The organism is Nitrososphaera sp. (genome assembly GCF_050748925.1).
In the GTDB taxonomy this organism is placed as follows: Archaea; Thermoproteota; Nitrososphaeria; order Nitrososphaerales; family Nitrososphaeraceae; genus Nitrososphaera.
On the sequence record NZ_JBOGQF010000226.1, the window covers coordinates 1 to 1,565 of the forward strand.

Sequence of the window (1,565 nt, forward strand, 5' to 3'; positions counted from 1 at the left end):
ATTGTCAGCAGCGTGACGCCGGTCATGGAGGCGTTGAAAAAGCTCGAGATGAGTGCCGAGAACCAGCTAAAGATAATCGCCGCCCAGGCGTGGGCGGAAGAGGGCAACATACTTGTCGACAGGGCCAGAAGCGGCGTTGACGTCCAGGTCGTTGTCGGAAGGAACACCATATTTCCAAAAGACGTTGCAGAGTTTGGGCGCAGCTTGCGAGGCCAGCTCGACGGGCGGATGAAGAGCAGGATGGCAAACAGCGTCGGCTTTGCCCTCTACATAGCAGACGGCCAGTCCGCGGTGATGCTGCCAAACCTGAAAGGAGAGGTCGCGATGGACGCGCTGCTGGTCGGGAACGACCCGCCGTTTTGCGAATGGTGCGCCGACCTTTTCGACCACGTTTGGGAGCGCGCAGGGCCCCTTGACATGACCAAGGTAACCGTCATGTAATTACGTTTTTAACCTCTACCGCTTGCCCTACACCTGTTGAAGGCCAGGCCAACTGCCATCGCCACCCTCGGCTCGCACTGCGCGCTGCAGGTGCTAAAGGGCGCCAAGGACGAAGGGTTCAAGACTTTGCTGGTGTGCGAGAAAAAGCGCGTCAGCCTTTACAAGAGGTTTTCGTTCATCGACGACATGGTAATAGTCGACAGCTTTCGCGAGATTCTTGAAAAGGGCGTGCAGAAAAAGCTTGCAGGCGCTGTCGTCATACCGCACGGCACGCTCATCTCCCAGATGTCAAGTGACGAGATAGAAAGCATCAATGCTCCCATCTTTGGCAACAAGTGGATACTGCGCTGGGAGGCCGACAGGGAGATGAAGCAGAGGCTCATGGAAGAGGCGGGGCTAAAGACGCCAAGGCCGGTCAAGTCCAAGGCCGACATCGGCGGCCTGTGCATAGTAAAATTGCACGGCGCGGCTGGCGGCCGGGGTTACTACCTTGCATGGGACCGCGAGAGCTTTGAAGAAGGCGCAAAAAGGCTGGTTGAGCAAAAGATGATCAAAGGCGAGCAGGACCTTTACATCCAGGAATTCATCAGGGGCGTGCCGGCTTATCTGCAGTATTTCTATTCGCCGGTCACAAAGGCGCTGGAGCTTTTGGGCGTCGACAGGCGCTACGAGTCGGACATTGACGGCATCGGGCGCATACCGGCAAGGCAGCAGATGGGCGCAGGCGGCGAACCGTCCTACACCGTAGTCGGCAACATTCCGCTCGTCCTGAGGGAGTCGCTGCTTGACGACGTATACAAGATGGGCGAGAGCTTTTGCAGGGCTGCTGAAAGACTGGTAAAGCCGGGGATGCCCGGCCCGTTCTGCCTCGAAGGCGTGTACGACAGCGAGGGCAGGTTCACGACGTTCGAGTTCTCGGCAAGGATTGTGGCAGGCACGAACCTCTACATCGACGGCTCGCCATACTCGGGACTGCTGTACGACGAGCCGATGAGCATGGGTCGCAGGATCGCCAGGGAAGTCAAGATGGCGAGCAAAAAGGGCCGCCTCGCCGACATCGTCACCTGAGTTTTGCCGCCGCCCAGGCAACAGCAAGGGCCGCAGTGGCGGCAGACGCAATGACA

2 protein-coding genes are annotated in these 1,565 nt (G+C 58.4%); both read left to right on the plus strand.

Annotated features, from left to right (window positions below):
• Positions 1-441, plus strand: a 441-nt coding sequence (locus tag ACREAY_RS11775; RefSeq protein WP_431755959.1) for a hypothetical protein, incomplete at its 5' end; no start/stop codon positions are given.
• A gap of 36 nt (positions 442-477) precedes the next feature.
• Positions 478-1,509 (plus strand): DUF1297 domain-containing protein, encoded by a 1,032-nt coding sequence (locus tag ACREAY_RS11780; RefSeq protein WP_431755960.1) that lies wholly within the window; start codon positions 478-480, stop codon positions 1,507-1,509.
• The last annotated feature ends 56 nt before the right edge of the window (positions 1,510-1,565 follow it).